Here is a 24124-nt window from a genome sequence, read left to right as displayed (position 1 = left end):
TCACGTCCGCCTGCCCGCCGAGCCGGCCGTCGGTGCCCACCTCCCGGGCCATGCGGGTGACCTCGTCCGCGAAGGCGGAGAGCTGGTCGACCATCGTGTTGATGGTGTTCTTCAGCTCCAGGATCTCGCCCCGGGCATCGACGGCGATCTTCTGCGACAGGTCGCCCTTGGCGACGGCCGTCGTCACCTGGGCGATGTTGCGGACCTGGTCGGTCAGGTTGCCGGCCATGAAGTTCACGGAGTCGGTCAGGTCGCGCCATACGCCGGCCACGCCGGGCACCTCCGCCTGGCCGCCGAGCCGTCCCTCGCTGCCGACCTCGCGAGCCACACGGGTCACCTCGTCCGCGAAGGACGAGAGCTGGTCGACCATCGTGTTGACGGTGTCCTTCAGCTCCAGGATCTCGCCCCGGGCCGCCACGTCGATCTTCTGTGAGAGATCGCCGCGCGCCACGGCGGTGGCCACTTGGGCGATGTCGCGGACCTGCGTGGTGAGGTTGCCGGCCATGGCGTTGACGGAGTCCGTCAGGTCGGCCCACGTTCCGGACACGCCGGGAACGACGGCCTGGCCGCCCAGGGTGCCCTCGGTGCCGACCTCGCGGGCGACACGGGTCACCTCCGAGGTGAACAAGGAGAGCTGATCGACCATCCCGTTGAAGACGGTGGCGATCTCCCCCAGCAGCCCGTCGGCCTCGTCCGGCAGACGGGTGCCGAAGTCACCGTCCCGTACTGCCGTCAGGCCGGCCAGGAGCTGCCGGAGCTCCGGCTCCCCCACCGCCCCCGAATTCTTCGCGCCCGTCGCCGCAACCGCCGGCTCGACCATCCCTGCCCCCATCTCCCTATGACCAGGCCGTACCCGAAAGCCTCGAGCGTTCCCCCGACAGGCTAATCCCCCGGGCGGCAGCCTTCGCCCACCAGACCGTCAACGGGCCCGAACCCGCCTTCGCGCACCGTGCTCGGCCAAACCCCGGGTGCCGCCGCCGACTCCGGGTACACGAGGGGGGACACACGGCACGACGGAAGAGACGGGGTGAGGACCTTGGCGGTCAAGGCGGTGGGCTGGGCACGTTCGTTTCCGATCGCGCAGGGCGTGCGGGCAGCGCGGCAGTGGACTGCGGGGCATCTGGCGTCACTGCAGTGGACCAGTTCGGCGCCGGACACCGTGTACTCCGTACTGCTCTGCGTCTCCGAACTCGTCACCAACGCGCACCGTCACGCGCTCGGCACCGCCCATCTGGTGCTGACGTGGGACGGCCGCTGCCTCCACGTGAGCGTGGCGGACACCGATCCGCAGCTGCCCACCCCGCGCGAACCCGACGCCGACGCGAGCGCCACGTCCGGTCGCGGGCTGGGCATCGTCGACGCCCTGGCCGATTCCCTCGACGTCCACGCCTGCCACCGAGGCAAGGCGATCACCGCGTGCTTCCGGCCGGCCGGCGGGCCGGACCCGCACGGGGAAAACCGGCGCCACGAAAGTGCATAGCATCGCCGAGCCGGGGCAGAAGGGCCCGGACAGCCGTAAGCCAACTGGGAGGGAGCGGCCGCCATGTCTCGCTCGGCCACCGTTGTAGGCCCCATTCGTGCAACAGGCGCGCAAGTCCAAGGCGCCCCGGGAACGCCGACGCAGGACCTGGAACCGCTCCTGGTGGAGAACCCCCGTGAGGTGGCACCCGCAGACGCACGTGAGCTGTCGCGGCTCTTCTTCCGGAGGCTGCAGAGCCTGGAGGAGGGGACGCACGAGTACCAGTACGCGCGCAACACCCTGATCGAGATGAACCTCTCCCTCGTGCAGTTCGCCGCGCGCCGGTTCCGTACCCGCGCGCTCGGCGGCAGTCTCGACATGGACGACATCATCCAGGTGGGGACCATCGGTCTCATCAAGGCCATCGATCGCTACGACCTCGAACGCGAGGTCGAGTTCTCCACCCTCGCCCTCCCCTACATCACGGGGGAGATCAAGCGCTACTTCCGCGACACCACCTGGGCCGTGCACGTCCCTCGCCGCCTGCAGGAACTGCGTACGGAACTGGCGAAGGCCCAGGAGGCCCTGACCGACGTCCTGGGCCGGGCACCGACGGTCAAGGAGGTGGCCGAGCACCTGGAACTGTCCGAGGACGAGGTCATCGACGGGCTGGTGGCCGCGAACGGCTACACGAGCGGCTCCCTCGACACCGCCAGCGGGGACAGCGACGTACAGTCCACGACGAGCCGGGCGGCCCGGCCGCTCGCGGAGCGCGTCGGTGACGTCGACCCCGCCATCGAGCTCTTCGAGGACTTCCACACCCTCGCTCCGCTGCTGGAGCAACTGGACGAGCGGGACCGGCGCATCCTGCAGATGCGCTTCGGCCAGGAGAAGACCCAGGCCGAGATCGGCGCCGAGCTGGGCATCTCCCAGATGCAGGTGTCACGCCTCCTGTCGCGGACCCTGGCCCGGCTGCGCACCGGCATGCTCGCGGTGTAGGCGAGGGTCATGACAACCCCGCCGGGAAGGGTGCGGAGGCGGCCGTACAGTATGAGAGGACAGAAACGGGAAGGAGAACGAGCATGACGACGACACTGACCGCCCTGCCGCTGCCGGACCGCCCCGGCGCGCGCCTGAGCGGCAGCGGCGATCTCGACACCCGGCAGGCCTTGTCCGCCGCGATCGGCGTCGTGACCGGGCTTCCCGACCCCGTCGTCCATCTCGATCTCTCCGCCGTGGCCTTCCTCGACATGGCCGCGGTCGCCGCCCTGGTCGAGGCGTCGGCCACCCTGAGCGGGCAGGGGCGGCGACTGCTGCTCCACGACCCGCCCTACTCGCTCCGCAAGGTAGTGGAGATGTTCCCGGACGAATGCGCCGCGCTGGAGGTCGCAGCATGATCACTGTTCCTGCGACCACCGGTCCCGAAGCCTTCGTTCACCCCGCACTCTTCTACGAGGGCCTCGCCGAGTACGTGTCCGGCGTGGGCGGTTTCGTACGCGCCGCCCTGTCGGCCGACGAACCGGTCCTCGTCGCCGTGCCGGGCCCTCACCTGGACGCCCTGCGTGAGAGCCTCGGCGCGAGCGGGACGGAGGTCGTCTGGACGGACATGACGGAGCTGGGGCGCAACCCGGGCCGCATCCTGGCCGCCCTGCAGGACTTCGCGGACCGCCACGCGGGCCGGGCGGCCCGGATCGTCGGCGAGCCGATCTGGCCGGGCCGCTCCCCCGCCGAGGTGCTGGAGGCCACCCGTCACGAGGCCCTCATCAACTCGGCCTTCACCGGCCGGACGGCCACGATCCTGTGCCCGTACGACGTACGGGGGCTGGCGTCCTCGGTGGTGGCCGATGCCCGGCGCACGCACCCGACGCTCATCGAAGGCGGCCGGGACCTGCTGAGCGAGGCGTACACCGACGCCTCCGTGGTCTCCGCGGACTGCGATCACCCCCTGCCCGAACCCGGCGGTGAGGTGCTCCGGCTCGACTACTCCCGCGGAGAGCTGGCCGAGGTGCGCGCGCACGCCGAGCGCTGGGCGCGCGGGACGGCCCTGACCGCGGCGCGGCGCGGGGACCTCGTCCTGGCCGTCAGCGAGGCGGCGGCCAACTCCCTCGCCCACGGGGGCGGGAAGGGCACCCTGCGCCTGTGGACCGCCGCCGGCCCCGGATCGGAGGTCGTCGCGGAGATCCGCGATGGAGGCCGCCTGGCCGACCCGCTGGCCGGGCGCCGCCGCCCGGCCCTGGCCTCGGCCCGGGGCGGCCGCGGACTGTGGATGATCCACCAGCTCTGCGATCTGGTCGAGGTCCGTGCCACGGACGGCGGCTTCACCCTGCGGCTGCACATGGCAACTCCGTGACACGGGGGGTCCCTTACACTGTCACCACCGTGCTTCGGCGCCCCGGATCACCAGAGGGCACACCGACCGGCCCGGGACACCGGCAACGGCCGCGTGGGGGCCGGGTGCCGGGAGCAGAGCTCAGGGGCGAACGCGGGGGTGGGACCACAGTGGAGACCAGGGAACCGGGGGCGGGCGATCCAGTGAGTGCCGGCCTTCCCGCTGCGGGGCAGCGCCGTCGGCTCGCACTGACGGGTGCCCGCGGGCCTGTGGCCAAGGGCCGCGACTTCACGCGCGAGGCCCTCCAGGACTGGGGCTGGGACGGAACCGAGACCTTCGAGGACGCCCTGCTCCTGGTGTCCGAACTGCTGACCAACGCGTCCCTGCACGCGGGCGGCTGCGACGAACTCGTCCTCACCGCCGGCGGGACGGCCCTGCGCATCGAGGTGTGCGACGGCACGACGACTCTTCCCGCCCGCCACCCGGCCCCGCAGCGCGGCATCCCGGGCGGCCGCGGTCTGTACATCGTGGAGCGCCTGTCCGATCGCTGGGGCGCGGACACGTACGGGACCGGGAAGGCCGTGTGGGCCGAGATCGAGGTCTCCCGTCTGGTGTCCGGCAAGGCCGTGGAGCGCTGACCGCTCCGCCGCGCGCCCAGGGCCTTCGCCGGGCGGCCGGGCGTGAGGATGTCGTACTGGAGCGGCGTCCACGGGGTATCCGGGGAGTATGGAAACCTCTTCGGCTCGGCCGGGCGGCTCGTGGCGCCCGTGGTGGCGGCGGATCGCCGTCGGTGTGGCGGTGGTCGTGGTGCTGTTCATGCTCGTGGAGCGCTTCAGCCTGATTCCGGGATTCGGCGGCCTCTTCGGCGAGGACACCCGGGACCGCACCGGTCCCGCGCTGCTCAAGTCGATCCAGGACATGGACCGTTACGAGGCGGCCCTCGGCAATTTCCAGGTGGTCGTGGACCTGGAGAAGGACGCGGCGTTCCTGCCGGACGCGATCCGTGGGACCCGAACCCTGTACGTGGGCGCCGGCACGGTCGGCGGCTACGTCGAGATGGGCGGCCTGGACGAGCGCAACGTGACCGTGAACGACGACCGCACCAAGGCCTCGATCCGGTTGCCGCACGCGGTGCTCGGGACGGCGGCCCTGGACCCGAACCGCTCGTACGCGGTGTCGAAGCAGCGGGGCCTGCTGGACCGGCTGGGCGATCTGTTCACGGACAACCCGGCCGGTGAGCAGGCCGTACAGAAGCTCGCCGCGCAGCACATCGACGAGGCGGCCCGCGACAGTGGACTCGCCGAGCGCGCCGAGAAGAACACCACATCGATGCTGGAGGGGCTGCTGCGCTCCCTGGGCTTCCGCGAGGTGACGGTCGCCTACGGCTGAGCCGTACGGCAACCCTCGCCTCCGCCGGCGGCGAGGGTTGCCGGGAGCGATCATCGAGGCGGATCAGCCCGGCCAGGTGCCCGTCATACGACGGGTGGCCACGGCCCCCGAGCGTTCGACCGAGGCCTTGACCACGGCGAAGATCGCCCCCTGGATGGCTGCGGCGATCAGGATCTGCCCCCAAGGTCGGTCTTCGTCCGTGGCGCCGGGGGCGTCCCCTTCACCTTCGACGATCTTCCAGACCTGCTTGAACGCGGCCCCCGCGATCATGCCGCTGACGGCGCCGAGGGCAAGACCGACCGGCTTGTAGACGACCTTGGACGCTCTCATCGGCGTCCGCGGCCGCGCCGCACCAGCAGGAAGACGACCAGAGCAGCGCCGGCCACGAGCAGCAGCTTGCGGTTGGCCCGGGCCATGCTCGCGACCTGGCCGGCCCCGTCGAGAACCGGATCGGGTGTCGTGTCCTTCACCAGCTGCGCGGCATGCCGGGTCTTCCCGCGGATCTGGTCGGTGACCTGGGCGGTCTTCTCGGCGGCCTGTTCTCTGACAGCGGCCGCCTTCTCCTTCGCCTGTGCCTTGACGTCGGCCTTGCCCGCCAGCGCCTCGACGGTCTGCCCGAGTTCATCGCGGGTGCGCTCGACCTGCTCGCGCAGCTCGTCGGGGGTGGGAGTGCCGACATTGGTTCGGGGTTCGTTGGTCATCGGTGCGCCTTCTCCTTGATTTCGGCCAGGTCGGCCTTGACGCTGTCGATGGTCCGCTCCGGGACGGGGGCGCCGGCATCAGCGATCTGCTTCTTCCCGGCCATGGCAGTCACCGCGGCAACCACAGCCAGCACCACCGTGACGATCAGGGCCGATGCCCACACCGGGAGGATCAGCGCGAGAGCTGCGATACAGGTTGCGATCAAGGCCTGAGCTGCCAGGATTCCGAGCAGGCCCCCCGCGCCGACCAGGCCCCCGCCCTTCCCGAAGCGTTTGCCCTTCTGCGTCATTTCTGCCCGGGCCAGCTGCATCTCCTCGCGAACCAGCTCCGAAATCTGCTGGGAAGCGCGCGAGACCAGCACGCTCACGGATTCATCGGAGCTGTGGGTCTGCCGCTCTACCGTGCTCATGCGGAGTCTCCCTTCGACGGTACTCATGCCGTTGTGCTGGCGCGCCTACCCAGTAATCGGCCGAGCACCCAGGCCGCGGGCAGACAGCCGGGGGCGCTGGAGCCGTTCGTTCCGTTCGTTCTTGCCGGCCGAGCGGCCCGTACGCGATCACTGCTCCATGCGGCGGCGGTCCTGGTCGCTCCACGCGCGGGTTTCGCGGGGCCGGACATAGGGCTCCTCGTCCTCGGGCAGACCTCCCGCTATCGCCCGCTGGCGGGCCAACTCCGCATCGAACTCCAGTCCGAGGAGGATCGCGAGGTTGGTGATCCACAGCCAGACCAGGAAGACGATCACGCCGGCGACCGTGCCGTACGTCTTGTTGTAGGAAGCGAAGTTCGCCACGTAGAAGGCGAAGCCGGCCGAGGCGATCATCCAGATGGCGAGGGCCAGGAAGCTGCCCGGTGTCACCCACCTGAATCCACGGCCCTTGGCGTTCGGCGACGCCCAGTACAGGAGCGCGATCATGATCGTGACGAGGAGCACCAGGACCGGCCATTTCGCGATCGACCACACCGTCAGAGCGCTGTCGCCGACCCCGAGGGCGGCGCCCGCCTGCCGCGCCAGTCCTCCGGTGAAGACGACGATCAGCGCGCTGGCACAAGCGAGGAGCATCAGCGCGACGGTGAGCGCCAGGCGCAGCGGCAGCACTTTCCACACCGGGCGGCCCTCGGGCATGTCGTAGACGGCGTTCGCGGAGCGGATGAACGCGGCCACGTAGCCGGAGGCGGACCACAGCGCCACGACGAGACCGACGATCGCCATCAGCGACCCGACGCCGCTGTGGCCCTGCAACTGCTCGACCGCGTCTCTGATCACGTCCCGGGCGGAGCCGGGAGTCAGCTGCTGCAGGTTGTCCAACAGCCGCTCGGTCGTCGACTTGCCGGCCAGGCCCAGCAGGGACACGAGGACCAGGAGGGCGGGGAAGAGCGCGAGTACCGCGTAGTAGGTCAGGGCCGCCGCGCGGTCGGCCAGCTCGTCGTTTTGGAATTCCTTGACCGTGCCGCGCAGTACCGCCCTCCAGGAGCGTGCGGGCAGGTCGGTGGGGTGATCCGGGGCCCGCTCCTCGACCAGCTCGCTCGGGCCCGCGACGGCGTTCCGCTCGGTGTCGGCGCGCTCACCGTCGGTGCCATGGGCTCGGTTCGGTGGGGGCGGTGACTTCGGTGAGTTCGGTGCGTTCGATGGGGGTCTCATACCAGGCGGCTTTCCACCCCTGCGCCACTCATGCCCGTACGGCACGCGGAAACAAGGTCCCTCCGGTTTCTAGAGCCAGCCGTTGCGGCGGAAGGAGCGGTACAGGAAGCCCGACGCCATCGCCATGAGGCCGACGGCGAACGGGTAGCCGTAGCTCCAGCCGAGTTCCGGCATGTGCTCGAAGTTCATCCCGTAGACGCCGGCGACCATGGTGGGGATCGCGAAGATGGCAGCCCAGGCGGAGATGCGCCGCATGTCGTCGTTCTGCCAGGTGCCCACCCGGGCTTGCTGGGCGTCGAGGACCGAGTTGAGCAGTTCGTCGAGTGTCCGCACCTCGGTGTCGGTGCGGTGCAGGTGATCGGCCACGTCCCGGAAGTAGGGCAGGACCTTCGATGGGCGGTCCTCCTCGCTCAGCCCGCTCAGAAGGCCGGGCAGGACCGGGACCAGCGGTTGTACGGCGTCCCGGAACTCGCGGACCTCTCGTTTCAGGGAGTAGATGTCCTCGGTGTGATCGACGCGGGAGGACGAGAAGACGCGGTCCTCCAGCCGGTTGAGCGCGGCGCGGACCGTCTCGGCGGCCTCGCCGTAGGCGTCGACGACGACGTCCAGGACCGCGTGCAGAACCGAGAGCGGGCCCAAGCGCAGCATGGACGGGTCGGCTTCCAGCCGGCGGGCCGCCTCGGCTGCCGGGTCCACCTCGCCGTGACGGACGGTGAGTACGTAGCGGGGCCCGACGAAGAGCATCAACTCGCCTGTCTCCACCGCCGCTTTCTCATCGATGTACCAGAGGGTCTTCAACGCGACGGCCAGTACGTCGCCGAAGCGCTCCCGCTTCGGCCGCTGGCGCGCCTGAACCGCGTCCTCGACTGCCAGGGGGTGCAGGCCGAGCTCCGCGGCCAACTGCACCAGCTCCGCCTCGGCCGGGTCGACCAGTCGCACCCAGCCGAATTCGCCGTCGCTGAGCCCGCGCAACCGCTTCAGCACCTGTCGGCAGGCCTCGTCGTCAAGGCCGCACTCCACCGTCTCCGACCGGCCCGACCGTTCCTCGTACACCACGCATTCCATACGCCGCGCATGCTTCAGAACCTCGATTTCATGCGCGCCTGCGGGCCACTCGCGGTGGTGCTCCCAGGAGCGCGCGGAGAACGAGCGCGACCAGCCCGGGGGTCGTAGCGCGCTCATGCGTCGGGCTCCTGCGCCTCGTCCCCGGCCCCGCGCTCCGGCGGAGTCGTGCCCGTGGCTGCCCCCGCATTCCTCCGCGTCGTGATCACGGTCGTCAGTTCGACGAGCGCCGAGACGAGGGCGAGCAGACCCCCGGCGGCCTGGGTCAGATCCGACCAGTGCATGCGCAATCTCCTGACGCTGGGCGAGCGGCGAAATACGCTCGGTGGACCCCCTGATTGCAGGGGCCGGGAAGGCCGTCCGGCAACGGAAATGGACGGGGCTGAACGCGACGGCCCCCGTCCGTACGTACCTGACCGGCGAAGACAGCACACGAGGGAGACGTGTGGATGACCCGTTCACCGGATGTCCACGGGATCGATCCGTCCGGGGTGACCACCCCACGGCTGCTGGCCGAGCACCTGGAGGAACTGCGTCTGCGCGCGGGCTTGTCCTACGCCGAGATGGCGGAGAGGGCCGGCCGGCTTGCGAAAGGGGGGCCGTACGGAACGCTGTCGAAGGGCTCGGCGCACGCCTACGCCACGGGCGAGACGGTTCCGCCCCCGGAGCGTCTCCTGACCTACCTGGCGGTGTGCGGGGTCCTCCCTGCCGGCATCCGCCCGTGGATGGCCGCCCGCGAACGGGCGCTCCCCGGCCGTCGGTCCGCTCCCCCGGGCGCCGTCCGGGTCCGCGAAGCCCTGCCGCGCCGGCTCGGGGTACGCGCCCCGATCGTGTTCGAGGGGGCCCCCGACGAGCCCGCCGGCTACGTACCACGAGATCTCGACGACGGCCTGCGCGAGGCCCTGGCGACCGCCGCGAAGGACGGCGGCTTCCTGCTCCTCAACGGCCGGTCGTGCGTGGGGAAGACGCGCACGCTCTATGAGGCCGTCCTGGAGGTGCTGCCCGAGTGGTGGCTGGTGCACCCCGCGAGCACCGACGCGATCCGTGAGCTGGCGGCGGCGCCGACACCCCGGACGGTGCTGTGGCTGGACGAGCTGCAGGTCCACCTCGGTACCGCGGACGCCCTGACGGAGGGCACCGTACGGACCCTGCTCCACCGCGGCACGGTGATCGTGGGAACCATGTGGACGACCGAGTACCAGGCCCGCGTCCTCGCTCCGCGCCGCGAGGGGGACAGCCGGGGGGACGAGGACCGCAGGCTGCTCGAACTGGCCGTCGTCTTCGACGTCGCCGGCGCGTTCACCGCCTCCGAGACCGCCCGCGCCCGGGAGCGGGCGCACGAGGACCGGTGGGTGCGTGCCGCGCTCGACAGTCCGGACACGGGATTCACGCAAGTCCTCGCGGCGGCACCCGATCTCGTACGCCGGTGGGAGTGCGCGCCGGACCCCTACGCCGAACACGTCATCACCGCCGCGGTCGACGCCCGCCGTCTGGGCGTGCACGGTCCGGTGTCGGAGGAGTTCCTGCGGGCCGCCGTGCGCGCGTACCTGAAGGGCCGGCGGGGCGTCGCCCCGCGCGACTGGCTGCGCAGCTCCATCGACTACGCCACGGCCCCCCTGCGCGGCGTCGCTCCAGCCCTGATGCCCTGCGCCGACGGGGACATGGAGGTCACCACCGGGTACGTCGCCGCCGACTACCTCCTCCAGCGGGCGCGTGAGACCCGTCGTACGGTCTGCCCCGACGACGCGGTGTGGCGGGCCCTGAGCGAGCACTGCCATGCCCCGGACGACCTCGAACGCCTCGCCCGCGCCGCCGGCCTGCGGATGCGGTACCCGCAGGCCGCCGCCTTCCACAGGCGGCTGGCCGACCACGGCGACCACGACCTCCACGGCGCCACCGAAGCCTTGGCCGAGGCGCTCCTGCGGGAGGACCGGATCGAGGAGGCGATCGAGGTGTTGCGGCCGACGGTGCACGCGGACTGGCACCCCGGCAGGGCGCGGGCCACGGCCCGGTGGGCCGGGCTCCTCGCCGGCCGGGGCCGGGCGCAGGAGGCGATCGAGGTACTCGGGGCACAGGGCGAGAAGCCGGAACTGATGAAGCTGCTGGTACGCGTGGGACGCCCGGACGAGGCGGTCGAGGTGGCGAGGCGGTGGGCGGCCGACGGCAACCGTTTCGCCGACGGTCACCTGGCCGACCTCCTGGCGGAGCTCGGTGACGAGGAAGCGCTACGGGCCCGGGCGGCGGCCGGGCAGGTGAACTCGACCGGACGACTGGCCGAGCTGCTGGCCCGGCGCGGCCGGCGCCGCGAGGCGATCGCGCTCTACATGCCGTACGTCCACACCGAGCGGGGGGCCGCCGACCGGGTGGTCGAGCTGTTGGTGGAAGAGGACCGCGTCGAGGAGGCCCTCGCCGTGCTGCGCCCCTTCGTCGAGGCCGGCTACAGCAACGCCTGCAAGATGCTGGCCGAGATCCTCCTCGCACATGGCCGCGAGGAGGAGGCCGTCGACCACCTGCGCGCGGCCGCGGCCCGGGATCCCAACCTCCGCGAACAGTGGGCGGAGCACTGCCCGCTGGACGAACTGCCCGGCCTGGCGGCGACCGGCATGTGGCGCGCGGTCGCCCGCTGGACGCGGCTCCTCGCCCGGCAGGGACACCTGGACCGAGCCCTGGAGATCGTCAAGCCCCTGGCGGACGGCGGGAGCGTACCGGCCGCACAGCACCTGACGGAGCTGCTCGCCGACCACGGGCGGCTGCACGAGGCCCTCGACCTGCTGCGAAACCTGATCGCCAGCGGCGGGCCCCCCTCCGCGTGGTGGGCCCCCGAGCAGCTGGCCCACCTCCTCTTCGCGCACCGCCTCGTCGGCGAACTGCGCACGGAGGTCGAGGCGGGCACCGAAGGCGCGGCCCGGCTGCTGCGTCGACTCACCCACGGGGAAACGGGGGCGGTGGCCGAGGAGCGGCGGGAGCGCTACCGCGGCTGGATCCTCCCCGAGCACGGCGTGTGCTGAACGGCCCCCGTACGGTGCGCGGAGCCTCAGCGCCGGCCCAGGGTGCGATCGAGGAGGGGCAGCAGGCGGTCCCAGTGGCGCTGTAGCGCCGAGGGGTTGAAGGCGTCGGTGTCGGCCATGGTGAAGCCGTGGACGGTGCCGGGGTAGACCTCGGAGGTGTAGCCGACGCCTGCGGCGTCCAGGGCCTGGTCGAGCTCGCTGATGGCTTCGGGCGTCATGTCGTTTTCGGCCAGGCCGAGGTGGACTTGGGCGGTCAGCTTGGGGACTTGGCGGTGCGGGCTGCCGGGCGCGTCGGTGACCAAGGGGCCGGGGTGGAATCCGGCGACGGCCGCCACCTGGTCGGGGTGGGCTGCTGCGGTGCGCATCGCCAGGACGGCGCCCATGCAGTAGCCGATCACGGCGACCGGTCCGGGGCTGACCTCGGGCCGGGTGGTGAGGAACCTGAGGAAGGCGTCGGCGTCGCGCAGGGCACGTTCGGTGGTGTGCGCCTCGATCAAGGGCATCAGTTGGGCGAAGACCGCGGGCCGTATCTCTTTCGTCAGGTACGCGGGAAGTTCGATCACCGGTGCCGGGCCGTGCCGGTAGTAGAGGTTGGGGACGAGCACGTAGTAACCGTGCTCGGACAGTGTGCGGGCCATTTCCTCCAACACGGGCCGCACGCCGATGGCGTCCATGTACAGCAGTACCCCCGGGTGCCGCTCGCCACGGGCGGGTAAGGCGGCGAAGGCATCGGCCCGGCCCTCGGTGGTGGGTATCTGCAGCCTCTTGGTGGGCATGGCGAATCTTCCTTCCCTGGGCTGATGCAAGTAGACAGCCCCTACCAGGGGTTGGGGTCAACCCGGGGTCAACGTAGCCGATCACCCAAGCAGGCGGGTGCCCCGTTTCGGCTCGCGGAGTCGATGTGCCTGAACGGAGGCCATGCACGAGGGCCGGAAGCGGGTGAGGAACGTCACCGCGGGCCGGGCCCCGGCCCGCCGCCTCCATTGCTAGGTTGTCCGGCGGCCGGATGCACGGCCCCGGACGAGACGCGCCGTACCCGGTTACGCACGACGACGCGCGCGGTGCTGCACGAGCAGCGCCGCCCGCTGTCCGCACCGCGGCAGCGTCTTCGTCGAGCAAGATGGGCCGAACCCCATGACCGTGCCACTCACCCGCAGCCTCCACCGGACGACCGCGCATGCCGCCGGGGGCCGTACCGCGCCTGAGCCGGAGCGGGGGCCGGCGGACCGCTTTCCGGACGGCCCCGGCCCTGGCGTCCCGGTGCCCGAGCACGGCGCCTGGCTGCGGCGCGGCATCAGCCGCAACGGCGGACCCCTTCTCGAGGAACGTGAAGCGGTGTGGCTGCAGGCCGGCCCGTACTACGCCGACAGCCGGGGTTTCGCCGGTACGACGTCTTTCGACGGCTCCCGGGTCCGCTTCCACCACCTCACGGGCGAGCCCGGCGAAGACACCGGCACCTTCCGGCGGGAGGGTACGGATCTCGTCGAGCGGGGCACCAACCCGGACGGCAGTACCTTCCTGGAGATCTGGACCCCGATGTCCGGCGCCGAGGGTGCCACCGGCTCCTGGTCCGGTCCGGACCACCACGTGGTGCGCGTCGGCCGACACGTGGTGCACGTCGATTCCCGTGCGGGTACGTACTGGCGGCTGTGACACGCGGGCCATCCGGGCGGGAAGCCCGGCCCGTGCGGCATGGCGCCCAGCTCTGCGGTGCCCCGCGGCGGATGCTGATGCCTCCCGCGGCAGGAGAGGCCCGTGAGTGATCCCAGCCCCCGAGTGACCCCGAGGCCGGCATCCGACTCGGCGGGCAGTGACATTCCCGCCCCTGGTGTCATCGGCATCGGACTCGCCGCAGTGCTGACGTTCGCGCTCGCCCAGGGCTCGTGGCAGTGGTTCGCCACGTTCATCGGGGTAACGCTCCTCGCGGTGATGCTCGCCTTCCAGCGACGGGCGCAGTGGACGCCCGACATCCGCTCGGCCTACATGCGCGGCCTCGTCGCGTACGCGCTGGTCATCGGCCTCTGCGTGGCAGTCGCACTCGCCCCCCTGCTGCAGCGCCAGGCCTGGCTGTTCCCGATGCCGGGCTCGCGCGGCGACTGCGAGCTGCTGGGCAGGTACCAGGCCCTCCAGGTGGAGGCCGCGCTCGGTAACCTGGCCGGCCGTGACGGCACGGCCCTGGCGTTCACGCAGGACATCCAGGGCCGTAGGGCCGTCGCCGAGTGCCTCGCGGCCACCACGACCCTGTGGCTGCCCCTGTACGGGGTGGGAGCGGCGGTGCTGGTGGGGACGGGTGCCTGGCTTTGCGACCGGGCCCGGGCCCGTCGGCTGGGCGAGCGCGAGGTCCGGTCCGCTTGACAGCGTTCGGGTCGCGCAGCTCGGTCAGGAGCCCGCCGAGGAGTTCGTACGGCGGCTTACCGAACCGGTCGCGCTGATTGCGGGCCCGCGGCGGCGTTCAGCGCGGAATCACCCAGTCCGGCGCCCAGGTCCCGGCGGCGTCGTGGCCGGCCGCTCTGGCGGCGAGGTGCGCGCGGAGGGTGGCCAGCGCCGGGTGGGGGTTGTCGCGGTGCCAGAGGAGCGAGTGCGGATAGACGGGCGTCGGGTCGGTCACCGGGATGCGGCGCAGGCCGTGGTCGGCGGGCCAGACGAGGCGGGTCTGCTCGCCCATGAAGGTGGCCAGGGCCGGGGTGTCGGCGATGGTGTCGAGGAGCGCGTCGGAGCCGAAGTTGGGGCCGGTCGCCTCGATGGTGAGACCGAACGCGGCGACGAGGTCGTCGTAGTAGGCGGCCCACTCGGTACCGGGGACGACGCCGGGCATCCAGATCCGGTGCCCGGCGAGCTGGGCGACGGTCACCGACCGGGCGCCCGCCAGCGTGTGGGCGGGGCCGGTGAGGAGCTGGAGCGGCTCGTCGAGCACCCGGACGGACTCGATGTCCTCGGGAAGAGGCCGGCCGGGGACGGCGACGGCGCGGAAGGACGCGTCGATCGCACCGGACCGCAGGGCGGCGATGGCCGTCTCGATGTCGAACAGCATCACCACGTCGAGCTCGATGTCGGGGTGTGCGCGGTGGAAGCCGCGCATCAGGCCGGACGGCGCGACGCGCGAGGCGATCACGTCGACGCGCAGCGGACGGCGGCCGGGGCGCACGGACGCGACCGCGCGCTCGGCGACGCGAAGCAGCTCGCGCGCGTGGGGCAGGAACGCCTGCCCGTCGATGGTGAGCTCGGCGCCGCGCGCCGTGCGGGTGAACAGCCGCACGCCGAGGTTGCGCTCCAGCGCGGCGATGCGCTTGGAGACAGCCTGCTGGGTGACCGCCAGCTCGACGGCGGCCTCCTGGAACTGCCCCGCGTCGGCGGCGGCGACGAAGGTCCGGACGGTGTCGTGGTCCATGCCGCCACCCTACGGCCACAACGAATGGTTGTGGCTGACGGCCCCGTGGTTGTTTGATCTCCGGGTATGGTGCCCGCTTTGATGCTTCCGATCGCGAATCGGTTGTGCGGGTGAGTGGCGGGGGCGTGGGGCATGAGAAGCGGGAACCGACGGGGACATCTGCTCGGACATCGGCTGGGGCGGCGGTTCGGGTGGCTCTGGGGAGCGTACGGGACCAGCGCGCTCGGTACCTGGCTCGCCTACGGCGCGTTCCCGCTGATCGCCATCCAGGTGCTGCACGCCGGTTCGGCCGAGGTCGCCGCGCTGGCCTCCGTGGGGGCTGCGGTGGGCGCGGCCGTGGCGGTGCCGCTCGGCCCGTGGGTGGAGTTCCGCCGCAAGCGGCGGGTGCTGATCGCGATGGACCTGGTGCGGTGCGCCGCGCTGCTGACCATCCCCACCGCGTTCGCGCTCGGCGTGCTCACCTTCCTGCAGCTCCTGCTGGTCTCGGCCGTCGTCGCGGCGGGCGACATCACCTTCCGCGCCGCCTCCGGCGCGTATCTGAAGACGCTGCTGCCGGCCGAGGACCTGCTCGTCGCCAACGCCCGATTCGAGTCCACGGCCTGGACGACCACGATCATCGGACCGCCGCTGGGCGGCGCGGCGATCGGGCTGCTCGGTCCGGTGGCGACGGTGGTGGCCGACGCGGTCAGCTACCTGCTCTCGGCCTTGGGCATCCGCGCGATGGGCGGGCACGAGCCGCGGCCGGAGCGCCGGGAGGCCGCGCGCATGCGGGCCGGGGACCTACTCGACGGCTGGCGGTACATCCTCGCCGACGCCACGCTGCGTCCGCTGCTCTTCAACACCGCCTTGTTCAACGGCCTGGTGATGGCCGCCCAGCCGCTGCTGGCCGTCCTGATGCTCGGCCGACTCGGGTTCGAACCGTGGCAGTACGGCCTCGCCTTCGCCGCGCCCTCGATCGGCGGGCTGCTCGGTTCGCGGCTGGCCCGACCGCTCGTCACCCGGTTCGGGCAGCGCCAGGTCCTGGTCGTGGCCGGGGCGCTGCGCGCGCTCTGGCCCATCGGGCTGGCCTTCCTCGGGCCGGGCACCGGAGGGCTGCTGCTGGTGATGGGCGTCGAGCTCGGGCTCATCTTCTGCTGCGGGGTCTTCAATCCCGTCTACGCCACCTACCGCCTCGAGCGCACCGCGACCGACCGGGTCGCCCGCACGCTGTCCGCCTGGGCGGTGACCACCAAGGCCTCGACCGCACTCCTGACGGCCGCCTGGGGCGTGCTGGGCAGCCTGCTCGGCCCCCGTACGGCCATCGGCCTGGCCGGCGTGCTGCTGCTGGCGACCCCGCTGCTCCTCCCCCGCCGCGCGGCAGCGCCCCTCTCCGAGCCGGAGTCGGCAGCGAGCCGCACCTGACGAAGAATCCCCCAGACAACCGTGAGGCGCATACGGCACCAGGCCCCCCGCCTCATGTTTACGTGAGCGGGACTGCCTTCGCGTCCCAGTCGATGTGGTGGTCGAACTGCCAGGCCGTCTTCTCCGGGTTGATCAGCTTCATGGTCGCCGGCATCACCAGGTCGCGCAGTACGCGGCCGACCGGGCCCGCGGTCTTGTTGCTGTTCGTGCGGGCGCCGAGCTTGATGATGCGTTCGACGCGGGGGCGGCGCAGTTGCTCGTACGCCGCGAAGGCCTGGTCGTAGGGCAGGTCCCGCAGACAGCGCGCCAGTTCGACGGCGCTTTCGGCGGCGATGGAGGCGCCCTGCCCGGAGCTGGACGAGGCGGCGTGGGCCGCGTCGCCGATCAGGGTCATGCGGCCGCGGGTCCAGTTCGCGACCCTCGGCATGTTCTCCATCGGGCCGGTGACGAGGAGCTGGCCGACGTCGGTACGGCCGATCATCTCGAGGGCCGGGGTGCGGTCGTCGGCGAAGGCGGTCAGCAGGATGCGCATCCACTCCTTCGCGCCGATCGCCTGGGCCTCGGCGACCGTCATCGGGGCGCGGTGGGGCAGGTTCACGAACCACACCGCCGAGGAGTCGTCGAAGACCTGGTATCCGAAGAATGCGCGCTTGCCGAAGCACATGTACATGACGCCGTTGGTGGAGGGCATCCCTGAGGGGTGCATCCGCGCTCCGAAGCAGACCAGGCCGGCGTAGTTCGGCTCTGGCGCATCAGGGTCGATCAGGGGGCGGACCGTGGAGCGGATGCCGTCGGCGCCGATGAGGATATCGGCGTTCGCCTGGGTACCGTCCGCGAAGTGCGCGGTGATGCCGGAGCCGGTGTCCGTCGTGCCGGTCAGCCGCTTGCCGTGGTGGATGGGGACGGAGCGGCGCTCCGCCTCGTCGTACAGCGCACGGTAGAGATCGGCCCGCCAGACGAACTGCTGGGACGGGAGACGGGAGGGCGGGGCGAACTGCGCGAGGTGCTTACCCGTCCAGCTCCGCAGCCCCATGGCGGTGACCGGTGTGCCGATGGCGCGGACGATGTCGCCCGCGCCGATCGCGTCGAGGGCGTTCTGGCCGTTCGGGGCGATGGTCATGCCGCCTCCGGCCCCGTCGGCCGTGGAGTCGTACGCCTCGTGGACGGCGGCCTCGATACCTGCCTGGCGGAGGGCCATCGCGGCGACCGGGCCTGCGATGCCGCCGCCGATGACGAGCGCGGTGCGGGCTTTGCCGATGCGGGTCATGACTGGTGCCCCCTCGTGGGATCGTCGATCGTCGGTACGCCGCCGGTCTTGTGGGCGCGGCGCACGTCCTGGACGTACGCACGGGAGAACATCGCCGACAGGATCGCGATGCCACCGCGGTGGATGCGGATCTCGCTGTTCGTCGCGGAGCCGGACAGATGGATACGGCGGCCGGCCGCCGACGCCTTGTCTCCGGTGGAGGAGCGGGAGTCCTTGATCTTGCCGCGGGCGGTCCAGCTCAGGTTCCAGTGGTCAATGGCGGCGCCGTCGTCCACCAGCAGCTTGACCATGGCCCGGTCCATGTCGATGTGAATCTCGATGTCGTCGGGGAGGCCGGGGGAACGAAGGTCGAGGACGGCGGCACCATGGCGGACCTTGAGCTCGAAGCGGCCGGCCTCGGTCCAGTTCCCCAGGTGCTTGACGAGGCCGTGGTCGGAGTGGATGCGCTCGGTGAGGGACATCTCGGTGGTTCCTCTCTGGGCGGCGTTGCGCTGACGATTTGATAGTTGCACTGAAACTAGTATCACGTCAACTAGTCTTGCCGAGGCTAGAGTCGAGTCCATGACTCCCTCCACTCCCCGCAGCTCCCCCCTCGCCCTGACCGTCCTGGCCCTGCTGCATTACCAGCCGCTGCACCCCTACGGCATCCAGCGCCTGGTCAAGGACTGGGGCAAGGAACAAGTCGTCAACGTCAGGCAGCGTGCGAGCCTCTACCGCACGATCGAGCGGCTCAACGGCGACGGGCTGATCGCGGTGCGCGAGACAGGACGCGATCAGCAGTACCCCGAGCGGACCGTGTACGAGGTCACGGACGCGGGGCGCGAGACCGCCCGCGCCTGGATGGAGGAGATGCTCTCCGCGCCCAAGCAGGAGTTCCCGGAATTCCCGGCCGCCCTCTCGAATCTGCTGCTGCTCACGCCCGAAGAGATGGCAGACGTACTGGAGCGGCGGGCCGACGCCCTCGCGAAGAAGGTGGACGGGCTGGAAGCGGCCATGGCCGCAGAGGCGGAACAGGGACTGCCGCGCATCACCCGCCTGGAGACCGAATACCTGCGGGCCGTGACGGCCGCGGAGCTGGAGTGGGTGCGCGCGGTGGTCGAAGACCTGCGAGCCGGCGCGCTCTCGTGGTCCAAGGAGCAGCTGGACGCCCTCGCGTCGGGGCCGGTGCAACAGTGAGGCCGCCCCCGGGTGTGTCCGGGGGCGGCCTGAACCGCTGCGCTCTCGACCGTGACCGTGACCGTGACCAGTGTCAGCCGTCGATGTCGAGTGCCGTCCCGTACAACCGGGACACCTTCAGTCGGATGACCACCCGGCGCTCGGCGACCAACTGCTCGAGGAACGCATCCTCATCCAGCGGCTTCGCGCTCTCCGCCACCATCGCGAGCAGCTCTCGCCCGACCGCATCCCCCGGCGTGGTCGTGATCTCGGAGACGTCGGCCTCGCCCTCGGCCACGGCGAACGACCATACGTTGCCACCCGGAACATGCACGGCCGCGCGTGGGTCACGCCGGAGCTGCTTGACCTTGACGCGGTCGGCGGTGGTGGAGAACCGCACGATGCGCGCTGCGGCGTCCCAGCTGTAGAGCATGGTCATGAGATGAGGATGGCCACTGCCCTTGTTGGTGGCGAGGGTGGCGAACTGCTGACTGCTCAGCAGTTCTGAGAGGGCATCGTCGGACAGGGAGCGAGGTGCGGGACCTTGAGTCATGACGTGCTCAACTCCCGCGTGTGCCTGGGCATTCCAGTCAGCCGAGGATGGGGACGAGGCCGATGGCGAAGACGACGTAGAACAGTCCGGCGACCGCGAGGCGGGCAGGGGTGAGTTTGTGGGCGCGCATGGTGAGCAGGAGGTAGACGATCGCGGCCATGGTGATGATCCCCGACCAGAGCAGGGGGCCGTCGAAGTGCCAGCTGGTGAAGAAGAGGCCGATCCCGCTGGGGACCGTGGCCTGGATCATCATGGCGCCGGAGATGTTGGCGAGCGCCAGCTTGACCTTGCCCTGACGGATCCAGATCACGGCGTTCATGATCTCGGGGAGTTCGGTGGCGATCGGGGACAGCAGCAGGGCCGTGACCGTCGCGGACAGCCCCAGCATGGGGCCGATGACGTCGAGCTGCTTCACGAAGAAGTGCGCGGCGAAGAAGATCACCACGAGCGCGGCCAGGGTCTGGACGACCACGGCCCAAGTCGCCGGAGAGGCGGCCTTGGGCTGGAGCTTGAGCGGTTCCAGCTCCTCTTCCTCGTCGTCCGAGTCGTCGGCGCGGCTGCTGCGGATCTCGCGGACGAAGTAGACCGCGTACGCGGCGAAGAACAGCACGCCCAGGGCGGGCTTGAAGGCGAAGGCGACCAGGCCGAGCGCGACCTTCACGGTGAAGATCGGCAGGAACCACTTCTGGTCCCGGGCCAGGCGCTTCATGTCCTTCGCGTCGCCGAGGGCCTCACCGCCCTGCGGCAGACTCACGCTCGAGCCGCCGGCACCGGCGGCGCCGGCGAGGACGGCCGCGCGGTCTTTGCGGCGCTTGAGGATGAGCATCGCGCCGGTGACACCGTAGGCGATGGTGGCCAGTGCGAGCGGGCCGCCCATGGCGGCACCGACTCCGATGTTCTTGGCCTCTTCGGTGGCGCCGGTGGTCACCGCGACCAGGGTGACCACGGACTCCGGCAGGGCGGTTCCGAAGGCGGCCAGGATCGTGCCGACTGCCATCTTTCCCACGTTGAGGCGTTCGCCCAGCCACTCCACCGCGTTGACGAACCACTCACAGGAGAGATAGATCGCCACCGCACACGCGATGAGCAATACGAAATGGATCACGGGATTCGTCCAGCCTTCCCGCGTCTGCGGGGCTCGAGGACGACCGGCGTGAGAGGCGGCAGACGGCTTCGACCCCGCCGACACGCTGACATACGTCGTCGACAAATGGGCCGAAGGTCTCGCCCACCCGCGTCATCGAGAACACGGGCCCGGCCACCGGGAACCCGGGGGTTCCAGTGTGTCGACGACCGGTATCGCAGGGCTACTCCCCTTCGCAGTCACCCACCCTACCCGCCCTGAAGCCTTTCGGACGACGGGCCCCGTTCAGCCGCCGGAGTCTCGTCGAGGAGCGAGGCGAGGCCGTCGAGGAGACGCTGGAGGCCGAACTCGAAGAGCTCGTCGAGGTCGAGGTCGTAACCGGCCGTGGCGAGGCGGGAGAGCGCGGGAAACCGGCCGTTGCCCAGAGTCGCCAGGAGCGCGGACTCCTGGGTGGCCATCCACTCCTCGCTGTCGAGGCCGCTGTGTGCCTCGGCCTCCCGCTCCGCCTCCAGGTTGACGGCGATTCCCCGGGCGTAATTGAGCAGCGTGAGGTGCGCCGTGAAGGCGGACCGCAGGTCGAGTCCGTGCGCGTGCAGGGTGGCGAGCATCCACTCGCTGTACGGCAGTGCCGAGATGATCAGCTGAGGTCGGGTCACCGACAGGGCCGGTGCGAGCCACGGGTGGCGGCGGAACAGGTCCCAGAGCTGCCGGGCCGCCAGTTCGATCGCCTCCCGCCAGCCCTCCGGAGGGTCGGCGGGCAGCGGGTGCCCGGCCATGACGCCGTCCATCATCCGCGTCAGAAGGTCGTCCTTGTCGGCCACGTGCCGGTACAGCGACATGGTCGCCACCCCGAGCTCGGCGGCCACCCGGCGCATCGAGAGCGCGGCCAGCCCCTCCGCGTCGGCGACCGTGACGGCGGCACCGACGATCCGTCCGAGTGTGAGCGCCGCCTGGACCGAGGATGCGTCGGACGGCCTGCCCGGGCGTGCGGCGGCGGGGGCAGGGGTTCGGGCGGCCCGCACCGGGCGGCTCGAAGCCGCCACGACCGTCCCGACGCCCGGGACGGCGCGGACCATGCCCTCGCGGCGCAGTTCGGAGAGCACCTTGGTCGCGGTCGCCATGGCGACGCCCCACTCCCGGGTGATCGCGCGGGTCGAGGGGACGCGATCGCCCGGCGCCAGTTGACCCGTCTCGATCCGCTGTCGCAGTTCGGCGACGATCTGGCTGCAGCGCGATACCGCCTGGCCGCCCATCGAGACCTCCTCCGCACTAGTGCACCTGGAAGGGTGCCATCCTAGCCGCCCACGCAGGGCGACCCCCGCGCAGAAGCACCTTCTCCCAATCCACCGCACTAGTGCAGCACTGTCCAACAACTCGTACTGGACGGCGATTTCATGCTTGCCCCCGCCTCCGCGTACGGCGTACATTCCCAGTATGCCGAACAAGGGGATACTCATCTGCGGTGCCGGCATCGCAGGGCCCGCGCTGGCGTACTGGCTACGCAAGGGAGGCTTCGCGGTCACGATCGTGGAGCGCACGCCGGCACCTCGGCCGGGCGGGCAGACCGTGGATCTGCGCGGCGCCGGCCGTACCGTGATCGAACGGATGGGCCTGTTGGACCGGGCCAGGGCGCAGAGCGTGGACCAGCGCGGCCTCGCCCTCGTCGACACCGCCGGCCGGACCACCGCCCGACTGCCCGCCGACGGCTTCGGCGGCGAGGGGTTCGTCTCCGAGATCGAGATCCTCCGCGGCGACCTCGCCCGTCTGCTGTACGAGGCCACCCTGCCGGACGCGGAGTACCTCTTCGACGACACCATCACCCGGATCGATCAGCACGCGGACGCGGTCACCGTCACCTTCGAGAAGGCCGCGCCGCGCCGGTTCGCGCTCGTCGTCGGCGCGGACGGGCCGCACTCCGTGGTGCGCGCGCTGGCCTTCGGCCCGGAGCGGGACTGCGTCCACCCGATCGACCTCTACACCGCCTGGTTCACCGCCCTCGACGACCTGGACCTCGACGGCTGGTTCCTGATGCACAACGCGCCCGGCGGCCTGGTCGTATCCGCCCGGCCCGGCCGCCTCCCCGGCGAGATCAAGGCCGGCTTCAGCTTCCGCTCGCCACCGTTCCCCTACGACCGCCGCGACATCGCCGCCCAACAGGAGCTCATGGCCCGGCGATTCGCCCACGTCGGCTGGGAGACCCCACGCCTGCTGCGGGCGATGCGCACCTCCCCGGACTTCTTCTTCGACTCCATGGGTCAGGTCCGCCTCGACAGTTGGTCGCGCGGCCGCGTGGCGCTGCTCGGCGACGCCGGATACTGCGCGACCCCGCTGACCGGCCTCGGGACCAGCCTCGCCCTGGTCGGCGCCTACGTCCTGGCCGGTGAACTCGCCGCCGCCGAGGGCGATCACGGTGTCGCCTTCCGCCGCTACGACACGGTGATGCGCCCGTACGTGAGCCGGGCGCAGCAGCTGCCGCCCGGCGGAGCCGCCGGGTACGCGCCGTCGGGCCGGGTCGGTATCCGGCTGCGCGACCTCTCGATGCGGTCGATGACCCACTGGCCGATGCGGAGCCTGCTCGCCGCACAGTTCGCCAAGGCCGGGGACATCGCACTGCCGGAGTACGGCCTCGCCGCGAGCACGGTCAACCCGTTGCCCTCCACACGCGTGTCGCGGAGGAAGGGCGGTATGCCGAGGTAGCCGACCAGACGAAGGAGAGTCACCAACTCAGCCGAGCAGCTCCAGGATGGGTGTGAGCCCGCTGGGACGCTGATCGACCGGCAGATGTTCGACGAAGTGCACCGCGCAGCCCAGTGCGCCCGCACCGCCGTCCGCGACGGGCTCGTCACCGACCATCAGCACGTCGGAGGGTGGCAGGCCGAGCGTGTCACAGGCCGCCCGAAAGATCGCAGGATCGGGCTTGTGCACGCCCAGCTCGAAGGAGAGCACGTAGGCGTCGACGAGCTCGTCAAGCGCATGCGCACGGAAAACCGGCCGCAGGTCCCAGCCGATGTTGCTGACCACGGCGACCCGGATCCCGCGTCGGCGCAGTTCCCGCAACGTCATTTCGGTGTCAGCGTAAGGCAGCCAGGCGGCGGGCGTCCTGTGGCGGTCGTAGAGCGCCCGCGCCAGCTGTGCCCCCGGTGGCTCGGCCTCCGTAATCAATGCGGTGTACGCCGCGCGATGCTGATCGGCGCTCAAGTCCCGCTCGCGCCAGAGCCTCTCAAGGTGCGCGGGAATACGCCGCGGCGCCGGTCCGCCCGGCTGCGCTCCGTACTCCGTCAGCTGCCGAACGCAGTCGGTGAACGTCTCCCCGCTCACAGGGAGGGCAGACTCCGCCACGACCGCGCCGAGCCACTCCTTGGCCGACTCGATGCGCATCAGCGTGCCGGAGAAGTCGAACATCACTCCTTTGATCATGACGGTGATCGTAAGTGAGTTCGGCGACCGCATACGCAAAGACGCCCGGCCGGGAAGTCCCGGCCGAGCGTTTTCGTGCGTTTGCAACCCGCTGGTCGGCTTAGTACCAGTGGTGCGACTGCCAGAAGTTCCAGGCGCCGACGGGGCTGCCGTAGCGGGAGTTCATGTAGTCCAGGCCCCACTTGATCTGGGTGGCCGGGTTGGTCTTCCAGTCCGAGCCCGCCGAGGACATCTTCGAGGCCGGCAGGGCCTGGACCAGGCCGTAGGCGCC

General features: G+C 71.1%; 27 protein-coding genes, 1 pseudogene and 1 riboswitch. Of the genes and pseudogenes, 12 read left to right on the top strand and 16 right to left on the bottom strand.

Going from position 1 to position 24124, the window contains the following annotated elements; all coding sequences use genetic code 11:
- Positions 1-820, bottom strand: an 820-nt coding sequence (locus ACFWBF_RS17580; RefSeq protein WP_385602065.1) for a HAMP domain-containing protein, incomplete at its 3' end; no start/stop codon positions are given.
- Between the two features lie 207 nt (positions 821-1027).
- On the opposite strand from ACFWBF_RS17580, the gene ACFWBF_RS17575 reads away from it, so the two are divergent.
- The 6 genes from ACFWBF_RS17575 to ACFWBF_RS17550 all read left to right on the top strand — a co-directional run bounded on the left by ACFWBF_RS17575 (position 1028) and on the right by ACFWBF_RS17550 (position 5177).
- Entirely contained in the window at positions 1028-1480 is a 453-nt protein-coding gene (locus ACFWBF_RS17575; protein WP_385602062.1) for an ATP-binding protein, read from the top strand.
- 63 nt (positions 1481-1543) lie between these two features.
- Positions 1544-2458 (top strand): SigB/SigF/SigG family RNA polymerase sigma factor, encoded by a 915-nt coding sequence (locus tag ACFWBF_RS17570; RefSeq protein WP_385602059.1) that lies wholly within the window; start codon positions 1544-1546, stop codon positions 2456-2458.
- Positions 2459-2541: 83 nt separating this feature from the next.
- A complete protein-coding gene (locus ACFWBF_RS17565) occupies positions 2542-2856 on the top strand; it encodes an STAS domain-containing protein (protein WP_385602056.1) in 315 nt (104 codons plus the stop codon).
- Positions 2853-3809, top strand: a complete 957-nt coding sequence (locus ACFWBF_RS17560; protein WP_385602053.1) for an anti-sigma factor RsbA family regulatory protein — start codon at positions 2853-2855, stop codon at positions 3807-3809. The genes ACFWBF_RS17565 and ACFWBF_RS17560 overlap by 4 nt, the downstream gene beginning before the upstream one ends.
- Before the next feature lie 248 nt (positions 3810-4057).
- The gene (locus ACFWBF_RS17555; protein WP_385602051.1) at positions 4058-4426 is read left to right on the top strand and encodes an ATP-binding protein; all 369 of its coding nucleotides are present in this window, start codon (positions 4058-4060) and stop codon (positions 4424-4426) included.
- Positions 4427-4514: 88 nt separating this feature from the next.
- Complete coding sequence (locus tag ACFWBF_RS17550; protein WP_385602049.1) at positions 4515-5177, top strand: DUF4230 domain-containing protein; 663 nt, start codon at positions 4515-4517, stop codon at positions 5175-5177.
- Between the two features lie 63 nt (positions 5178-5240).
- Here ACFWBF_RS17550 and ACFWBF_RS17545 read toward each other — a convergent pair whose 3' ends face one another.
- The 6 genes from ACFWBF_RS17545 to ACFWBF_RS17520 all read right to left on the bottom strand — a co-directional run bounded on the left by ACFWBF_RS17545 (position 5241) and on the right by ACFWBF_RS17520 (position 8864).
- On the bottom strand, positions 5241-5507 hold the full coding sequence (locus tag ACFWBF_RS17545) for a DUF4235 domain-containing protein (RefSeq protein ID WP_385602046.1): 267 nt from the start codon (positions 5505-5507) through the stop codon (positions 5241-5243).
- The gene (locus tag ACFWBF_RS17540; RefSeq protein ID WP_385602043.1) at positions 5504-5878 is read right to left on the bottom strand and encodes a DUF3618 domain-containing protein; all 375 of its coding nucleotides are present in this window, start codon (positions 5876-5878) and stop codon (positions 5504-5506) included. The genes ACFWBF_RS17545 and ACFWBF_RS17540 overlap by 4 nt, the downstream gene beginning before the upstream one ends.
- Positions 5875-6288 carry a phage holin family protein gene (locus tag ACFWBF_RS17535; protein WP_385602040.1) on the bottom strand — a complete coding sequence of 138 codons (414 nt, stop codon included), beginning with the start codon at positions 6286-6288 and terminating at the stop codon, positions 5875-5877. The genes ACFWBF_RS17540 and ACFWBF_RS17535 overlap by 4 nt, the downstream gene beginning before the upstream one ends.
- Before the next feature lie 147 nt (positions 6289-6435).
- Positions 6436-7518 carry a YihY/virulence factor BrkB family protein gene (locus tag ACFWBF_RS17530; protein WP_385602037.1) on the bottom strand — a complete coding sequence of 361 codons (1083 nt, stop codon included), beginning with the start codon at positions 7516-7518 and terminating at the stop codon, positions 6436-6438.
- 69 nt (positions 7519-7587) lie between these two features.
- The gene (locus tag ACFWBF_RS17525; protein ID WP_385602035.1) at positions 7588-8700 is read right to left on the bottom strand and encodes a magnesium and cobalt transport protein CorA; all 1113 of its coding nucleotides are present in this window, start codon (positions 8698-8700) and stop codon (positions 7588-7590) included.
- On the bottom strand, positions 8697-8864 hold the full coding sequence (locus ACFWBF_RS17520) for a hypothetical protein (RefSeq protein ID WP_385602032.1): 168 nt from the start codon (positions 8862-8864) through the stop codon (positions 8697-8699). The genes ACFWBF_RS17525 and ACFWBF_RS17520 overlap by 4 nt, the downstream gene beginning before the upstream one ends.
- 165 nt (positions 8865-9029) lie before the next feature.
- Between ACFWBF_RS17520 and ACFWBF_RS17515 the strand changes: the two genes are divergently transcribed.
- Positions 9030-11588: a helix-turn-helix domain-containing protein gene (locus ACFWBF_RS17515; protein WP_385602030.1), complete on the top strand. Its 2559-nt coding sequence runs from the start codon at positions 9030-9032 to the stop codon at positions 11586-11588.
- A 26-nt stretch (positions 11589-11614) separates the two neighbouring features.
- Here the strand turns inward: ACFWBF_RS17515 and ACFWBF_RS17510 are convergent, their stop codons facing one another.
- The gene (locus ACFWBF_RS17510) at positions 11615-12364 is read right to left on the bottom strand and encodes a dienelactone hydrolase family protein (protein WP_385602028.1); all 750 of its coding nucleotides are present in this window, start codon (positions 12362-12364) and stop codon (positions 11615-11617) included.
- Positions 12365-12583: 219 nt separating this feature from the next.
- Positions 12584-12647, top strand: a riboswitch (guanidine-III (ykkC-III) riboswitch).
- A gap of 75 nt (positions 12648-12722) precedes the next feature.
- On the opposite strand from ACFWBF_RS17510, the gene ACFWBF_RS17505 reads away from it, so the two are divergent.
- Together ACFWBF_RS17505 and ACFWBF_RS17500 are read left to right on the top strand one after the other, a co-directional pair.
- The gene (locus ACFWBF_RS17505; protein ID WP_385602026.1) at positions 12723-13241 is read left to right on the top strand and encodes a hypothetical protein; all 519 of its coding nucleotides are present in this window, start codon (positions 12723-12725) and stop codon (positions 13239-13241) included.
- Positions 13242-13343: 102 nt separating this feature from the next.
- Positions 13344-13943: a hypothetical protein gene (locus tag ACFWBF_RS17500; RefSeq protein ID WP_385602023.1), complete on the top strand. Its 600-nt coding sequence runs from the start codon at positions 13344-13346 to the stop codon at positions 13941-13943.
- 97 nt (positions 13944-14040) lie between these two features.
- Here ACFWBF_RS17500 and ACFWBF_RS17495 read toward each other — a convergent pair whose 3' ends face one another.
- Positions 14041-14976, bottom strand: coding sequence for a LysR family transcriptional regulator (locus tag ACFWBF_RS17495; RefSeq protein ID WP_385602020.1), 936 nt, complete (start codon positions 14974-14976; stop codon positions 14041-14043).
- Positions 14977-15108: 132 nt separating this feature from the next.
- On the opposite strand from ACFWBF_RS17495, the gene ACFWBF_RS17490 reads away from it, so the two are divergent.
- On the top strand, positions 15109-16377 hold the full coding sequence (locus ACFWBF_RS17490; RefSeq protein WP_385602017.1) for an MFS transporter: 1269 nt from the start codon (positions 15109-15111) through the stop codon (positions 16375-16377).
- Positions 16378-16435: 58 nt separating this feature from the next.
- Here ACFWBF_RS17490 and ACFWBF_RS17485 read toward each other — a convergent pair whose 3' ends face one another.
- Positions 16436-17644, bottom strand: coding sequence for an FAD-dependent oxidoreductase (locus tag ACFWBF_RS17485; RefSeq protein ID WP_385602014.1), 1209 nt, complete (start codon positions 17642-17644; stop codon positions 16436-16438).
- Positions 17641-18105 carry a hypothetical protein gene (locus tag ACFWBF_RS17480; RefSeq protein ID WP_385602011.1) on the bottom strand — a complete coding sequence of 155 codons (465 nt, stop codon included), beginning with the start codon at positions 18103-18105 and terminating at the stop codon, positions 17641-17643. The genes ACFWBF_RS17485 and ACFWBF_RS17480 overlap by 4 nt, the downstream gene beginning before the upstream one ends.
- A 100-nt stretch (positions 18106-18205) precedes the next feature.
- Here ACFWBF_RS17480 and ACFWBF_RS17475 point away from each other — a divergent pair, with 100 nt between their 5' ends.
- Positions 18206-18820: a PadR family transcriptional regulator gene (locus tag ACFWBF_RS17475; RefSeq protein WP_385602009.1), complete on the top strand. Its 615-nt coding sequence runs from the start codon at positions 18206-18208 to the stop codon at positions 18818-18820.
- 73 nt (positions 18821-18893) lie between these two features.
- On the opposite strand, the gene ACFWBF_RS17470 is transcribed toward ACFWBF_RS17475, so the two are convergent.
- The 3 genes from ACFWBF_RS17470 to ACFWBF_RS17460 all read right to left on the bottom strand — a co-directional run bounded on the left by ACFWBF_RS17470 (position 18894) and on the right by ACFWBF_RS17460 (position 21689).
- On the bottom strand, positions 18894-19352 hold the full coding sequence (locus ACFWBF_RS17470; protein WP_385602006.1) for a TIGR03618 family F420-dependent PPOX class oxidoreductase: 459 nt from the start codon (positions 19350-19352) through the stop codon (positions 18894-18896).
- Positions 19353-19389: 37 nt separating this feature from the next.
- Positions 19390-20457: a sodium:calcium antiporter gene (locus tag ACFWBF_RS17465; RefSeq protein ID WP_385602003.1), complete on the bottom strand. Its 1068-nt coding sequence runs from the start codon at positions 20455-20457 to the stop codon at positions 19390-19392.
- Positions 20458-20684: 227 nt separating this feature from the next.
- On the bottom strand, positions 20685-21689 hold the full coding sequence (locus ACFWBF_RS17460; protein ID WP_385602000.1) for a TetR/AcrR family transcriptional regulator C-terminal domain-containing protein: 1005 nt from the start codon (positions 21687-21689) through the stop codon (positions 20685-20687).
- Between the two features lie 181 nt (positions 21690-21870).
- On the opposite strand from ACFWBF_RS17460, the gene ACFWBF_RS17455 reads away from it, so the two are divergent.
- Positions 21871-23133, top strand: a complete 1263-nt coding sequence (locus ACFWBF_RS17455; RefSeq protein ID WP_385601997.1) for an FAD-dependent monooxygenase — start codon at positions 21871-21873, stop codon at positions 23131-23133.
- A 27-nt stretch (positions 23134-23160) separates the two neighbouring features.
- Here ACFWBF_RS17455 and ACFWBF_RS17450 read toward each other — a convergent pair whose 3' ends face one another.
- Together ACFWBF_RS17450 and ACFWBF_RS17445 are read right to left on the bottom strand one after the other, a co-directional pair.
- A complete protein-coding gene (locus ACFWBF_RS17450) occupies positions 23161-23853 on the bottom strand; it encodes an HAD family hydrolase (protein WP_385601995.1) in 693 nt (230 codons plus the stop codon).
- Positions 23854-23953: 100 nt separating this feature from the next.
- Positions 23954-24124, bottom strand: a pseudogene (locus ACFWBF_RS17445) (lytic transglycosylase domain-containing protein); the annotation flags it as partial.

Source organism: Streptomyces sp. NPDC060028, from assembly GCF_042736725.1.
GTDB lineage: Bacteria > Actinomycetota > Actinomycetes > Streptomycetales > Streptomycetaceae > Streptomyces.
This window is presented reverse-complemented; position numbering and strand designations above follow the sequence as displayed.